At 36.1% G+C, this 14503-nt stretch carries 13 protein-coding genes and 1 pseudogene; 12 read left to right on the forward strand and 2 right to left on the reverse strand.

The genetic code is table 11. The annotated features are described in order from the left end of the window. The first annotated feature begins 107 nt into the window (after positions 1–107). The 7 genes and pseudogenes from EA365_16530 to EA365_16560 all read left to right on the forward strand — a co-directional run bounded on the left by EA365_16530 (position 108) and on the right by EA365_16560 (position 6928). Positions 108–1214, forward strand: coding sequence for an SAM-dependent methyltransferase (locus EA365_16530; GenBank protein ID TVQ41813.1), 1107 nt, complete (start codon positions 108–110; stop codon positions 1212–1214). After that, on the forward strand, positions 1204–1494 hold the full coding sequence (locus EA365_16535; protein TVQ41814.1) for a DNA polymerase subunit beta: 291 nt from the start codon (positions 1204–1206) through the stop codon (positions 1492–1494). Before EA365_16530 ends, EA365_16535 begins: the two co-directional genes overlap by 11 nt. Continuing rightward, positions 1491–1806, forward strand: a pseudogene (locus EA365_16540) (DUF86 domain-containing protein). Before EA365_16535 ends, EA365_16540 begins: the two are co-directional and overlap by 4 nt. Before the next feature lie 217 nt (positions 1807–2023). Then, positions 2024–3268 (forward strand): restriction endonuclease subunit S, encoded by a 1245-nt coding sequence (locus tag EA365_16545; protein ID TVQ41815.1) that lies wholly within the window; start codon positions 2024–2026, stop codon positions 3266–3268. Next, entirely contained in the window at positions 3269–3529 is a 261-nt protein-coding gene (locus tag EA365_16550) for a DUF4160 domain-containing protein (GenBank protein TVQ41816.1), read from the forward strand. Positions 3530–3532: 3 nt separating this feature from the next. Beyond that, positions 3533–3814 (forward strand): DUF2442 domain-containing protein, encoded by a 282-nt coding sequence (locus EA365_16555; GenBank protein TVQ41817.1) that lies wholly within the window; start codon positions 3533–3535, stop codon positions 3812–3814. A 33-nt stretch (positions 3815–3847) separates the two neighbouring features. After that, positions 3848–6928: a type I restriction endonuclease subunit R gene (locus EA365_16560; GenBank protein ID TVQ41818.1), complete on the forward strand. Its 3081-nt coding sequence runs from the start codon at positions 3848–3850 to the stop codon at positions 6926–6928. Positions 6929–6938: 10 nt separating this feature from the next. Here the strand turns inward: EA365_16560 and hxpB are convergent, their stop codons facing one another. Together hxpB and EA365_16570 are read right to left on the reverse strand one after the other, a co-directional pair. Then, on the reverse strand, positions 6939–7610 hold the full coding sequence (hxpB, locus tag EA365_16565) for a hexitol phosphatase HxpB (protein ID TVQ41819.1): 672 nt from the start codon (positions 7608–7610) through the stop codon (positions 6939–6941). A 144-nt stretch (positions 7611–7754) separates the two neighbouring features. Further along, positions 7755–8459: a photosystem II biogenesis protein Psp29 gene (locus EA365_16570; GenBank protein ID TVQ41820.1), complete on the reverse strand. Its 705-nt coding sequence runs from the start codon at positions 8457–8459 to the stop codon at positions 7755–7757. Between the two features lie 318 nt (positions 8460–8777). Here EA365_16570 and EA365_16575 point away from each other — a divergent pair, with 318 nt between their 5' ends. The 5 genes from EA365_16575 to EA365_16595 all read left to right on the forward strand — a co-directional run bounded on the left by EA365_16575 (position 8778) and on the right by EA365_16595 (position 14502). Beyond that, positions 8778–9353 (forward strand): chorismate mutase, encoded by a 576-nt coding sequence (locus tag EA365_16575; GenBank protein ID TVQ41821.1) that lies wholly within the window; start codon positions 8778–8780, stop codon positions 9351–9353. 105 nt (positions 9354–9458) lie between these two features. Then, a complete protein-coding gene (locus tag EA365_16580; GenBank protein TVQ41822.1) occupies positions 9459–10649 on the forward strand; it encodes a response regulator in 1191 nt (396 codons plus the stop codon). 24 nt (positions 10650–10673) lie between these two features. Then, a complete protein-coding gene (locus EA365_16585; protein ID TVQ41823.1) occupies positions 10674–11036 on the forward strand; it encodes a response regulator in 363 nt (120 codons plus the stop codon). Positions 11037–11113: 77 nt separating this feature from the next. After that, the gene (locus tag EA365_16590) at positions 11114–11614 is read left to right on the forward strand and encodes a purine-binding chemotaxis protein CheW (protein ID TVQ41824.1); all 501 of its coding nucleotides are present in this window, start codon (positions 11114–11116) and stop codon (positions 11612–11614) included. A gap of 5 nt (positions 11615–11619) precedes the next feature. Continuing rightward, complete coding sequence (locus EA365_16595; GenBank protein TVQ41825.1) at positions 11620–14502, forward strand: HAMP domain-containing protein; 2883 nt, start codon at positions 11620–11622, stop codon at positions 14500–14502. Position 14503 lies beyond the last annotated feature (1 nt).

Genomic DNA, 14503 nt, shown 5'->3' on the forward strand with positions numbered 1-14503 from the left:
TAATTAAAAAAGTGGGGATGGGCATCGCCTCACTCAAAAACGGTCAATCATCTCTGAAGGTGAAAGACAAGAAGCCTACACCATAATCTTTGATTCGGTGTAGGAGTATGTCACGAGAATTTGCTAGTGCAGAAGGGAAAAAAGGCGGACAATTTTATACGCCTCGCTGTGTAGTAGAAGTATTAGTGGAAATGCTCGAACCTTACAAAGGTAGAATATATGACCCCTGTTGTGGTTCTGGTGGTATGTTTGTACAATCTGAGAAGTTTGTTTTAGCCCATGGGGGAAGAATTGGAGATATTTCTATTTACGGTCAAGAATCCAACCCCACAACCTGGAAGCTGTGTAAAATGAATTTGGCAATTAGGGGAATAGAAGGGAATCTAGGTAAAACTAATGCTGATACCTTTCACAGTGATCAACACAAGGATTTAAAAGCTGATTTTATTATTGCTAATCCACCCTTTAATATGAGCGATTGGGGAGCAGAACATCTAGCAGAAGATATACGCTGGCAATATGGCACACCAGCTAAAGGAAACGCTAATTATGCTTGGATACAACATATTATTCATCATTTAGCCCCTAATGGTGTAGCAGGTTTTGTTCTAGCCAATGGCTCAATGAGTTCTAATACTTCAGGAGAGGGTGAGATTCGTAAAGCCTTAATAGAGGCTGATTTAATTGATTGTATGGTAGCTCTTCCGGGACAGTTATTTTACAATACCCAAATACCAGCTTGTCTGTGGTTTTTAACTCGTAACAAGAGAAATGGTTGTCTTGGTGCGCGTTCCCTTGGTGAGGTTTCCTCGCCGGGATCGCACCGCAAGTTTCGCAATAGAGAAAAACAGACTCTCTTTATTGATGCTAGAAAATTAGGGGTATTAATTGATAGAGTGCATCGGGAGTTAACTAAGGAAGAAATTAGCAGAATCGCTAATACTTATCATGCTTGGCGAGGGGAAAAGGAAGCGAGAGAGTATGAAGATATACCAGGATTTTGTAAAAGTGCCAGTTTAGAAGAAATACAAAGCCATAGCTATGTTTTAACCCCTGGACGATACGTAGGAGCAGAAGAAGTAGCAGAGGATGATGAGCCTTTTGAGCAAAAAATGGCGAGATTAACTTCAGAATTAGCGGAGCAATTTACAGAGTCAGCCAGGTTAGAGAAGGAGATTAAGAAGAATTTAGAGGTGTTGGGGTATGAAATTTAAACAAGTATTAGCAGAAAGGCGAGAAGAAATTATTAAAATTGCCCGTAAGTATGGAGCATATAATATTAGGATATTTGGCTCTGTTGCTCGGGGGGAAAATAATGATAATAGCGATCTTGATTTATTAGTAGATATTGAATCTGGGCGTAGTATTTTAGATAGAATCGCTCTTATGCAAGAGTTGGAGGATTTTCTGGGGTGTAAAGTAGATGTGGTCAAATCACAAAATTTACCTTTGTTAATTAGAGATAAAGTCCTTAATGAGGCTATTTGGTTGTGAGAGAGCAAAGACTATACTTAAATGATATTTTGGAGTCTATCAATTTGATTCAGTCTTATGTATCTGAGGATAAAGATAAATTTTTAAGTACTCGTATGATTCAGGATGCAGTGATACGAAATCTAGAGATTATCGGCGAAGCAACTAAAAAGTTATCATAGTCGGATTCCTTGGCGACAAATTGCTGGTTTAAGGGATGTTCTAATTCACAATTATATGAGAGTAGATGCTGTTGAGATTTGGGGGGTAGTTGAAAATGATTTAGATGATTTAAAAAAGGAAGTAGAGTTGATTGTGCAGGAGTTAGATTAAAATATAGAGCAATTTAAGGAGTCGGCGAGGTTGGAAGAGGAAATTAAGAAGAATTTGGAGAGGTTGGGTTATGGAATATAAATCTGCCACAAGCTGTGGCAAAAATTTCTTTAACACAATTATTACCTGATAATTTAAGGGGTAATTTGCCTACTATTGAGGAGTTAGAAGAAGAATTAGAAAGGGTGGATATGGAGGAAGAGGAATAAGTTAAATTATGAATGACTCTTGGATTTATACTACACTTGGGGAAGCAATCACTTTACAAAGAGGATTTGATCTTCCAGCAAAGGACAGAAAGTTAGGAAATATTCCTGTAGTAGCATCAACAGGCATTGTTGGCACTCATAATCAAGCTAGAGTAAAAGCACCTGGAGTGGTTATAGGAAGAAGTGGAAGTTTAGGTTTTGCTCAGTTTATTGAAAAGGATTTCTGGGCATTAAATACAACACTTTGGGTTAAGGATTTTAAAGGCAATAATCCAAAATTTATTTATTATCTTTTATCTTATCTTGATTTAGGAAAGTACAATGTTGGTAGTGGTGTGCCAACATTAAACCGTAATCACATTCATCCATTAGAGATTTACCTCCCCCCCCTTGCCGAACAAAAAGCGATCGCCCATATACTCGGTACACTGGACGACAAAATCGAACTCAACCAACGCATGAATCGCACCCTAGAAAGCATAGCAAGGGCTATATTTAAATCTTGGTTTATTGATTTTGACCCAGTAAGAGCTAAAATGGAAGGTCGAGATCCTGTAGGAATGAGTAAAGAAATAGCCGATCTTTTCCCCGACTCTTTTGTTGATTCTGAGTTGGGAATGATACCGAAGGGGTGGGAGGTAAAATCAGCTGATAAGATCTTTAATATATCAATAGGAAAAACTCCTCCAAGAAAAGAATCTCACTGGTTTTCAACTAGTTATCATAATATTCGATGGGTATCAATACGAGATATGGGAGAAAACGGACTTTTTATTACTGATACAAATGAATACTTAATTCCAGAAGCTGTAGAAAAATTTAATATCAAAATTGTTCCAAATCATACAGTAATTTTAAGCTTTAAATTAACTATAGGTCGTCTAGCTATAACTGATGGAGAAATGGTTACAAATGAAGCGATAGCACATTTTAATATAGAAGATAGAAAAAAAATATCAAGTGAATATACATACTTGTACTTAAGTTTTTTTGATTATAGTTTATTGGGTAATACTTCTTCTATTGCACAAGCTATTAATTCAAAAATAATCAAAAAAATACCTATATTAATTCCTAGTAATAACTTAATTCATTTTTTTACAAGTAAGGTAAATACAATTTTTACAAAAATTAATACTAACCAAAGAGAATCTAAAAAAATTGCCTACCTTAGAGACACCCTTCTACCCAAACTAATATCAGGAGAAATTAGAATTAAAGAAGCAGAGAAAATAAGAGAAAAAGAAATATAAATGCCAGAAATAAGCAGATTTTTAGGAATTATTATTACCATGTATTATGCTGACCATCCCCCAGCTCATTTTCACGTTAGGTATAATCAACAAAAAGCCCTTATCGATATAGAAAATCTTGCTGTTTTGGAGGGCAAATTAACACCTAGAGTTCTTGGATTAGTTATTGAATGGGCGGCTCTTCATAAAGAAGAGTTACTCGCCAACTGGCAAAGAGCAAAAGAACAACAACCTTTAGAGAAAATTGACCCATTAGAATAGATTATGTTGAAAGATATTATCGAAGTTAAACCACAAGAAAATTATTTACTCTATCTTAAATTTGAAGATGGCAAAGATGGAGTAGTTGATATTAGTAGATTGATAGAATTTAAAGGAATCTTTGAACCATTAAACAGCCTAGAGTATTTTAAAAAGGTTAAACTTAACTCAGAATGGGGAACTATTTATTGGGAAAATGGAGCTGATTTAGATCCTGTTGTTTTGTATTCTGTTATTACAGGAGAAAATATAAAATATCAAGGGGAAACTCTTACTAATTTCTAAAAAATATTCACAGCCATTACTCCTTATTTTCCTATGTCTTATCTTACCGAATCAATAGTAGAACAAGCAACATTAGACATTCTCTTAGACCTTGGTTATACAACCTTAAACGCTAATGAAGAGAGAAAATCTTATGCAGATATAGTATTAATAAACCGTCTGCAATCAGCCTTAATCTCAATTAACCCAGATATCCCCTTTCATGCTATAGAAGAAGCGATTAAAAAAATTACTCGTACTGACTTCCCCAGTTTGATTGAAAACAACAAACAATTTCATAAATACCTAACCGAAGGAGTAGATATAGAATACTTTACCGAAGATAGAATCAAATACGATAAAGTTTGGCTAATAGACTTTAATAATCCAGAGAATAATGATTTTTTAGCTTTAAATCAATTTACCGTCATTGAAAATAAATATAATCGCCGACCTGATGTAGTTATATTTATTAATGGCTTACCCATAGCAGTAATAGAGTTAAAAAATCCCAGTAATGAAAACGCTACAATTAGAGGGGCATTTAATCAATTACAAACCTATAAAAAAGAAATTCCTTCTCTGTTTCATTACAATCAAATACTGATAGTCTCAGACGGGATAGAGGCAAGATTTGGCACTCTTACCGCTGATTGGGAACGTTTTATGCCCTGGCGTACCATAGACGGAGAAATTATAGCACCTAAAGGCTCAGCCGAGTTTGAAGTAATGATTAAGGGGATTTTTGACAAAGAAATAATACTTGATATCTTGCGATATTTTATAGTCTTTGAAACAGACGGAGAAAGCATTCTTAAAAAAATGGCAGGATATCATCAATATCACGCTGTTAATAAAGCAATTAAATGCACAATCAAGGCTACTTCAGATCAGGGAGATAAAAAAGCAGGGGTTGTTTGGCATACACAAGGAAGCGGCAAAAGTCTGACTATGGCTTTTTATGTAGCCAAGATAACCCAACAAGCAGAGTTAAATAACCCTACCTTAATAATTTTAACTGATAGAAATGATTTAGATAATCAACTGTTTACTACCTTTTCTAATTGTCTTGACTTACTAAGACAAAATCCACAACAAGCAGAAAGCAGAAAAGACTTAAAAGAATACCTAAAAAATAAACCATCAGGCGGGATAATCTTTACAACAATACAAAAATTTGCTCCTGATACAGGAGAGGAAGAATTCCCCGTCTTATCAGAGAGACGAAATATTATTTTTATTGCTGATGAAGCCCATCGCAGCCAATACGGATTAAAAGCCAAAATAACCAAAAAAGAAGATGAAGCTTTTATTTCCTATGGATATGCTAAGTATATCAGAGATGGACTACCCAATGCTTCATTTTTGGGATTTACGGGGACTCCTATTGAGCAAGAAGATAAAAATACTCCTTTATTATTTGGAGATTATATTGATATTTATGACATTCAAAGAGCAGTAGAAGATGAAGCTACTAAAAAGATATATTATGAAAATCGCTTAGCAAAAATACAATTATTAGAATCATTACGTCCTCTAATTGATTCTGAATTTGAAGAGTTAACAGAAACCGAAGAAATAGATACCAAAGAAAAACTTAAGTCTAAATGGGCTAGGTTAGAGGCTTTAGTTGGAGCGGAAAAAAGATTAGAGCAAATCGCCTTTGATATAGTAAATCATTTTGAAAATCGACTGCTAAGTATAGACGGGAAAGGAATGATTGTCTGCATGAGTCGCCGTATTTGTGTAGATTTATACAATCAAATTATTAAACTCCGCCCAGAATGGCATAACGAAGACGATGACAAAGGTTTTATTAAAGTAGTAATGAGTGGATCGGCGGCTGATGATGAAGCTTTTCAAGTGCATAGCCGCAATAAAAAGAGAAGACAGGATTTAGCCAAACGCTTTAAACAACCCGAAGATGAGTTAAAGCTTGTCATAGTGCGGGATATGTGGCTGACAGGCTTTGATGCTCCTTGTCTGCATACGATGTATTGTGATAAGCCTATGAAGGGGCATAATTTAATGCAGGCAATTGCTAGAGTTAATCGTGTCTTTAAAGATAAACCCGCAGGGCTGATTGTTGATTACATTGGTATAGCAGAGCAACTTAAATCAGCATTACAGTATTACACAGATGGCGATAAAGACAATGCAGGTATTCCTGTAGATGAGGCTTTAGTAGTTTTACAAGAAAAATACGAAATAGTTAAGGCAATGTATCATGGTTTTGATTATTCTGTGTTTTTTACAGGCTCTCCCAAAGAAAGATTGAGTATTATTCCTGCCGCAATGGATTATATTTTGGGTTTAGAAGATGGTAAAAAAAGATACTTAAAAGCAGTAACTGAGCTTAGTAAAGCTTTTGCTCTTTGTAGTAGTTTAGATGAAGCGATCGCCATTCGTGATCAAGTTGGCTTCTTTCAAGCTATTAAGGTTGCTATAGTAAAACATACCATTACGGATAGAAAAGATGGGGTATATTTTGATTTTGCTATTAAACAAATAGTAAGTAAAGCGATTGTGTCTGAGCAAATAATTGATATTTTTCAAACAACAGGGATAGCTAAACCTGATATCTCGATACTCTCTGATCAATTCTTAGAAGAAGTAAGAGGACTTCCTTATAAAAATTTAGCCTTAGAAACTCTTAAAAAACTTATCAATGATCAAATCAAAACTAAATCTCGTAAAAACATTACCCAATCTCGCTCTTTTTTAGATATGCTTGAGGCTACGGTTAAAAAGTATCTAAACAGGGCTATAGAAACAGCACAGATTATTGACGAGTTAATTAACCTTGCTAAAGAATTTAGGGAAGCCCAAACCAGGGGAGAGGATTTAGGGTTAACAGAAGATGAAATAGCTTTTTATGATGCTCTTGATACTAATAATAGTGCAGTTCAGGTACTAGGAGATGAGACATTAAAAATGATAGCTCGTGATTTAGTGCAGGCTGTTAAAGCCAATATTTCAATCGATTGGAATGTTAAAGAGAGTGCTAGGGCTAAGATAAGAATAACTGTTAAAAGACTTCTTAAAAAACATGGTTATCCACCTGACAAACAAGAAAAAGCCACAGAGACTGTCTTAAAACAGGCTGAACATTTATGTACTGATTGGGCGGTGTAATAGGAAAATTTTAACCGTTCAAAACCCCTATTTTTTGCCAAATATCCTCGTTAATCTCTGACAAAGACTTCATCACTAAATCAGCGATAATATATTTAGGATGATAATCAGGGAAGATCTCAGGAATAGCTATACACTTCATTTGTGCTGCTTTAGCGGCTATTACCCCATTGAGAGAGTCTTCTAAGACTAAACATTCTTGGGGTTTAACTTCTAATTTCTTAGCCGTCGTTAGATACACTCCAGGATGGGGTTTACCATACTCTTCCTCGGAAGCTGAATAAATTTCAGTAAAGACTTCTTTGATACCTAATCTATTGAGTACTATATCAATAATTGGATAAGCTGAAGAAGATGCTAAAGCGATTTTTACGTTTTTATACTTGAGAAACTCGAAAATTTCTTTGACGCCACTTTTAGCTTCTCCTTGCTGAGAAATCAAGTCAATAACTCTTTTAATTATATCTTCTGTTACTTGTCTTTGACTAATACTTTTCCAGGGAAATTTATTATACCAATACTCCACTACTTCATCAATTCTTAAACCTGTTGTTTGTTTACACAATTTATGATTTAAAAAGATATTAACTTCTCGAAAAACTTCTATTTCAGCTTGTTGCCATAGAGGCTCAGAATCAATTAAGAGTCCATCCATGTCAAAAATTACTGCTTTAATTACCATAATTATTAGTGATAGGGAAAAGGGAAAAGGGGAAAGGGCGTAAGAATTAGAAGAGGTAGGTTGATCAACTTTCCTTTCTTACTACTTCTTGTTACCCCACAATGCCAAAAGAGCCATAGGAAAAAAGTTTTAATTTAGAGTAATTTAACTTTGTGCGTCATCTTTTTTTACATCTAATTCTAAACTCTTTCTCTCTCGTTTCTTGCGATCCGCTTCTAAGGCTTCCTCAAGGACGATAATCATCTGTTGTATTTTTTCCAAATTAGATTGATATAAATCAAAATCTTTTTGTAATTTTTCAGCAGAAACAGGGAATACCTCCGCTAATTGAGTAGTAATCTCCTCTTTTGATTCTTGCTTTCGCCAAAATTCTGAGTCAATTTCACTGATCATAGTATATAGCCCAATACCAAAAAGACGACTATATTTAAACTGGGGATTTTGGGCGATCGCCTTCACCGCTTCTGCTAGGGGGTATTCTCCCTCTTGGGGATCAGGAGAGTTAAACCAAGAGATTAAATTAGCTATTGACTCTTGTCTTTTAGCCAAATTCAGAGCCAAATCAGCATTAGCTCGATACTCTTGTGGGTTACTCCCCACTGCGTGACAAATAGCTTGAAAAATCGATTCTTTATCTTTTTCGGGACGATAACCCTGCATAAAACGCTCAAACGAACTAACCACACCCAAACAATAGATAGGATCAACTCGAAAATGAATATTGACCGAAAGTAGGTGTATTTCTACGAGTAACTCTTCTACTACCCGTCTGTAGATAGAATTAATCGGACGGGTATGCTGAGTATAGAAATCTCGTTTAGTATCTGAAACAGTGCGAACTTTTTCCACAAACAAATTTAGACTTAATCTATGATAATAACCATTATCTTCTATTGTGACACGCTTAAACCGTAGTTAAACAGAGTAAACTGTAGTTTTTCGACCGAGGTACAGGATGTCCTCAGCAAAGAACCTAGATTCAAGCTTAACACGTGAGCGAGAAGTCCCGAGCGCTGTTAAGCCTGGGGATGAAAGCGAACACCAAAGTTTAGTCAAAAACGGTCAATCATCTCTGAAGGTGAAAGACAAGAAGCCTACAGCGTAATCTTTGATTCGGTGTAGGAGTATGTCACGTCTATAAGTCTATCTTTGGGGTTAATTTGCGTCATGAGTCTATCTTTTCCTCTCCATACCCTAGCTAACTATCTAGCGGGTGAATTTGATAATCAACAACAGGCGATCGCCGAGCCGATTTGGTACGTTCACCTACGCTTATGGTTACGTCCCGTTCCTCATTTATGGAGTGATAGTATCACTTTATTTGCTGAACAAGCTAATATCGTTAATTTAGAGCAACCCTATCGCCCTCGGTTGCTGCGTTTACGCGAATCTCCACAATTACAAGTTGAACATTATATGTTTAAGGATGTGCGAGCCTTTCAAGGTGCGGGAAATAACCCCTCGAAACTAGATACTTTAACCACAGAACAAGTAGAATTCCTTCCCGGTTGTACTTTAATAGTAGAAACCTCTGATCACGAAAATTTTCAAGCCTTGACCCAATCCTCGCAACCCTGTTGTTTTACTTACCAAGGTTCAACCTATCAAGTCTCCCTCGGATTTACCGTTAATTCTCAGGAACTTTGTACTTATGACAAAGGGATTGACCCTAACACCAAAAAAGCCATTTGGGGAGCTATTTTAGGTCCTTATCGCTTTCATAAGCTCAAACAATTTAACTAGGAAAATGTATCGAAAATCACTATTTAACCCAGAGTGATTAGTTAAATTTACTGATTGCATTTTAGGGAGGAAATGATAGAATTTTGTTGCGCATCCTCGTGACTTATGACGATTCCTAGTATGTATTCATCCTATGACGAACTTACTAAAAATACAGCAACAGACATTATTACTATTCTCAAAAGATTTGCAGATTTAAAATCCACTGGAAATTTACAAATAACTTGGGGAGAAGTGAAATGGTCAGTTTACTTCAATCAAGGGAATATAATTTATCTCACAAATTCTCTTAAACCAGAAGAAAAAATTGATCGTCATTTGCGTTTTTTTAGTAAATATAACTCTCAAATTACTAGCGCTGTTATCGCTAAAACCAGATTAATACTATTTAAAAGTAGTAAACAAGGTATTTATAATCCTGAATATCAAGTACTTTACTGGTTGTATCAAGAAAAAATCCTCTCACCTACCCAGAGTTATAACCTGATTTTTCGGTTGATTCAAGAAGCCTTAGAATCATTGTTATTATTACAGGAAAATGAGTATCTTTTTGGCTTTCAAAAACATACCGAAAATGAATCGATTTTGATTCGATTTTTTCTGGATGAATTATTAACCAAAACAGAAGAAAGACTAAAAAAATGGCAACTACTTACACCAGAAATAGAATCAAGTTATCAATCCCCGTATATATCTCGTGAAATACAAGAATCGCAACAACTACTAGAAGAAGTCAGGAAAAAATACGGTAAAATTTTAGTTGGTTATAACTTTCGGGAACTAGGAGGAAGATTAGGTCAGGATGAACTGATTATAGCCCAAAAACTTCACCCAATGATACGTCAAGGGTTGATTAAACTGAGTCCACCTCAAACACCATTTGACAAATTACCTAACCTAATAAAACTGGTTTCAACAACAACTCCACAACAAGAAAAAATCATTGTTTGTGTAGATGATAGTCCTACCGTAATCAGGGTGATTAGTCATTATTTAAACTCTCTAGAAGTGAAAATTCACCCCATTACTGAATCTCCCAAAGCGTTAATGGAGATTATCCGCATCAAACCTCATTTAATACTATTAGATATAGGTATGCCTGATTTAGACGGGTATCGCTTATGTAGTTTAATTCGGAATCATTCAGCTTTAAGTGCAACACCAATCATTATGGTAACAGGAAAAAATGGCATCATCGATCGCGCTAAAGCTAAAATAGCAGGAGCAACAGATTATTTAACTAAACCATTTGGTCAAGATAAACTCAACGAGATTGTCTTAAAATATCTTGGGTAACTATTACTAATTAAAAAGGAAAAAATGCTGACAGTTCTCGTAGTAGAAGACGTACCTTCCCAACAGCAATTAATTGCTAGCTATCTTCAAGAAGTTGGCTACAACGTAATCAACGCTAACAATGGACAAGAAGCACTAGAAAAAGTGAACAACCAAAAACCAGACGTAGTAATTACAGATTTAGTAATGCCGGGAATGAGTGGTTTAGAATTATGTCGGAATCTAAAAAAAAATCCCACCACCCAAAAACTACCTGTGATAGCTTGTACCTCCAAAAATCAAGAATTAGATAGACTCTGGGGGATGAAACAAGGAATAGACGTTTATGTAACTAAACCCTTTACCAAAGAAGAAATTATCCGCGCAGTGCGTTCTGTAGCTAATTAGATTCAATAATTTATTGAGGATCGTACAATTGGCTACGATTCTCAATAGGTGGAAATAGATATTATGTAATTGATAAAATGAAGGAATATCCAGAGCTACTACAATCAAGTTCAGGTAAAAAAGAAGCATATTTAAATTTACAAGTAAATAGCTCAACTCAGGTAATTTTACCGATGACACAAACCCAAGAAGTAGTTGTAATAGGGAAAGAAAAAATAACCCCTATTCCTAACATGGAATCCTTCGTTTTAGGGTTATTAAATCAACGTAGTCAGGTAATCTGGGTAATAGATTTAGCAGCAATGTTTAACTTTAGTCCCTTAAACTTAGAAATTGCTAACTATAATATTGCCATAATAAGTATTAATAAAAAATCACTAGGATTAGCTGTAGAAGCAATCAAAGGAATTAAACAAATTGAACCAGAAGAAATCCAATCTCCCCTAGGAGTAGTTAACGCTAGTTTAGTACCCTATCTGAGAGGTTGTGTGTTTGAAAAACCAAGTTCTATGTATCTAGTACTAGATGCTCAAGCATTTTTATCAGGAAAACTTACTAATAACCCCTATCTAAATTAAAGACAATGACTAAAGAATTAGAAATAACCAAAGTAGAAAAAATACCTCTAAATGGTCAACAAAAATCAGCAAAATTAGAGAATAAAAACCTAAAACTTCCCGAAGCACCTTTACAGAGATGGTTTGCTAAACTACCGATTAACCGTAAACAATTAACGATTTTACTCTTATCACAATTATTATCAATACTCGGTATCACTGGATTAGGAGCGTATTTAATTTTACGAACAGGAAATGATAAATTAATCTCACAATCCCAATCAGAAGCAGAAGTCACCCGCATTAATTATATGATTAAAATCAACCAAATGGGGTTTGGCTTTAGGGGACAAGCAGATAACGTAGCGATTATTGAGGCAGCGGTATTAGCATCACAAGGTCAAGCAATACCACCAGAATTAGAACAACAAGTAAGACAGATTCTCAGAGGAGAGATCATCGCCAGAAGAATCGAATACGCCACTCTAGTAGGGGTAGATCAAAGAATAATTATAAATGCCAATAATAACCGTAAAGGAGAAATATTTAATCCCGAAAATTTAGTTACACAAGTCAGACAAACAGGTGAGCAATTTAGAGCTAGCGCGATTGTATCCAAAGATGAATTAATGAAGGAAGGATCACCCCTAGCTGCTGGATTAGCTACGGATAACGCTTTGATTCGCTATACAGCTACACCAGTAAAAGAACCAGGTAGTAATCAGATTATCGCAGTTTTAATCTCAGGAGATATAGTAAACGGGAAATTACCCATAGTTAGAGATACAGTAGAAAGTTTTCGAGGAGGATACAGCGCGGTATATTATCGCAATGCTGATGGTTCGTTTTCCCTAGCGAGTTCCTTAAAACAATTAGAAGATGGTAAGCAAATAGCTGATGTACCTCTTAGTGAATTAGAAGTGCTGCAAGGTGCGGTAAATAATCCCCAAGAGAGTGTAACCCAACAGGATATTGAGATAGAAGGAGAAGAATATACAGTTACAGCCACAACTTTACCTAATATCTGGCAAGAAACAGCAGGAGGATTGATCCCTAAAGATGCAGATAATCCCCCTATAGCTATTTTGATTCGAGGAACACCAGAAAGAGACTTAAATGAGTTATTAACAAATACTCTCTTGATCCAATTAGGGGTAGCTAGTTTAGCATTACTGTTGAGTATATGGTTAGCCAATCTACTGACTAGAGCGATCGCCGGACCAATTGAAAAATTACAACAAGCAACAGAAAGATTTGCCAAAGGCGATCGCCGAATACGTGCTCCGATTACTACAGGAGATGAAGTAGGAGAACTAGCCAAAACCTTTAATTACCTAGCGGATAATATTACTGAATCAGAACAAGAAAAAAGCCAACAAATCCGTCAAAAAGAGCTATTTAACCAGATTTTACAAGCCAAAAACGCCCAAGAATTAAGCCAACCTCTAGAAGCAGTACTCCAAGAAGCTTTAAGAGAATTAAAAGTAGATCGTTTGTTAGTATATCGCTTCTTGCCAGATGGTATAGGTTATCTAGCTTCAGAAGTAGTCAGAGAAGAATATCCTCAAGTTTTAGAAGAAGAGAATCTAACCTCACTACTCAATCTAGAATCATTAAATAGTTATCTCCAAGGAGAAATAATCAGTCAAGACAATATTGACGAAATCAATTATGACATTACTCAACTGCAATTGCTCAAACGTCTCAAAGTCAAATCTAACCTGATTGTACCCATTCTCCAAGGTCAAGAACTATTCGGATTATTAATAGCCCATCATTGCCAAAATTACCATAACTGGCAACCAACAGAGATAGAATATAGCCAATCATTAGCAACCAATCTCGCTCAAGCCTTAGGGGGGTTAGCTTTAATCGAGAGTAAACAAAAAGAAGCCGAACGAACCGAAGCACAAAGCCGTCAGATTCAAGAAGAATTACTCAACCTACTTAACGACGTAGAAGGAGCAGCTTCTGGTAACTTAACAGTAAGAGCAAATATTACAGAAGGACAAATAGGGATTGTCGCTGACTTCTTTAACGTGATTTTGGAAAATTTACGCGATATCGTAACTCAGGTTAAACAAACCACTACAGAAGTCAACCAATCATTAAAAAATGAAGCCAAATCAATCTACCAATTAACCGATGAATCCCGAGAACAAGCCCAAAAAATACAACAGATGCTCAACTCGGTTCAAGATATGTCACAATCAATTCAAGCAATCACGGAAAACGCAGGCTCAGCCGCTAGCGTAGCGCGAAACGCTTCTAATGTAGCTAAAGCAGGAGAAGAAGGGATGACTCAAACAGTAGATAGTATTCTCAATCTCCGCGACACCGTATCTAATACAGCCAAAAAAGTTAAACGACTCGGGGAAGCATCCCAAAAAATCTCCAAAGTAATCGCCTTAATTAACGAAATCGCCCTCAAAACCAACCTCCTAGCGGTCAACGCCAGTATCGAAGCAGCTAGAGCTGGGGAAGAAGGTAGAGGTTTCGCAGTTGTAGCCGAAGAAGTAGGACAATTAGCAGCCCAATCAGCCACAGCTACAAAAGAAATTGAGCAAATAGTCGAAACGATTCAACTAGAAACCCAAGAAGTAGTGGAAGCCATGGAAATCGGGACAACCCAAGTAATCCAAGGTACAGACTTAGTCACCAAAGCTAAAGAAAGTCTCGCCCAAATCGTCAGTGAATCTCAACAAATTGACCAACTAGTACAAATTATCTCCCTAGCTACTGTATCCCAAACCGCAACCTCTCAAGAATTAACCGACTTAATGCAGGAAATCGCCGTAATTTCCAACCAAACCGCAGCATCAGCCCAGAAAATCTCCTCCTCTCTAGAAACAACTGTAGCTTCGGCTGTAAATTTACAAGCATCTGTAGAAACCTTTACGGTTGAATAAG

This window comes from Gloeocapsa sp. DLM2.Bin57, from assembly GCA_007693955.1.
GTDB lineage: Bacteria > Cyanobacteriota > Cyanobacteriia > Cyanobacteriales > Gloeocapsaceae > Gloeocapsa.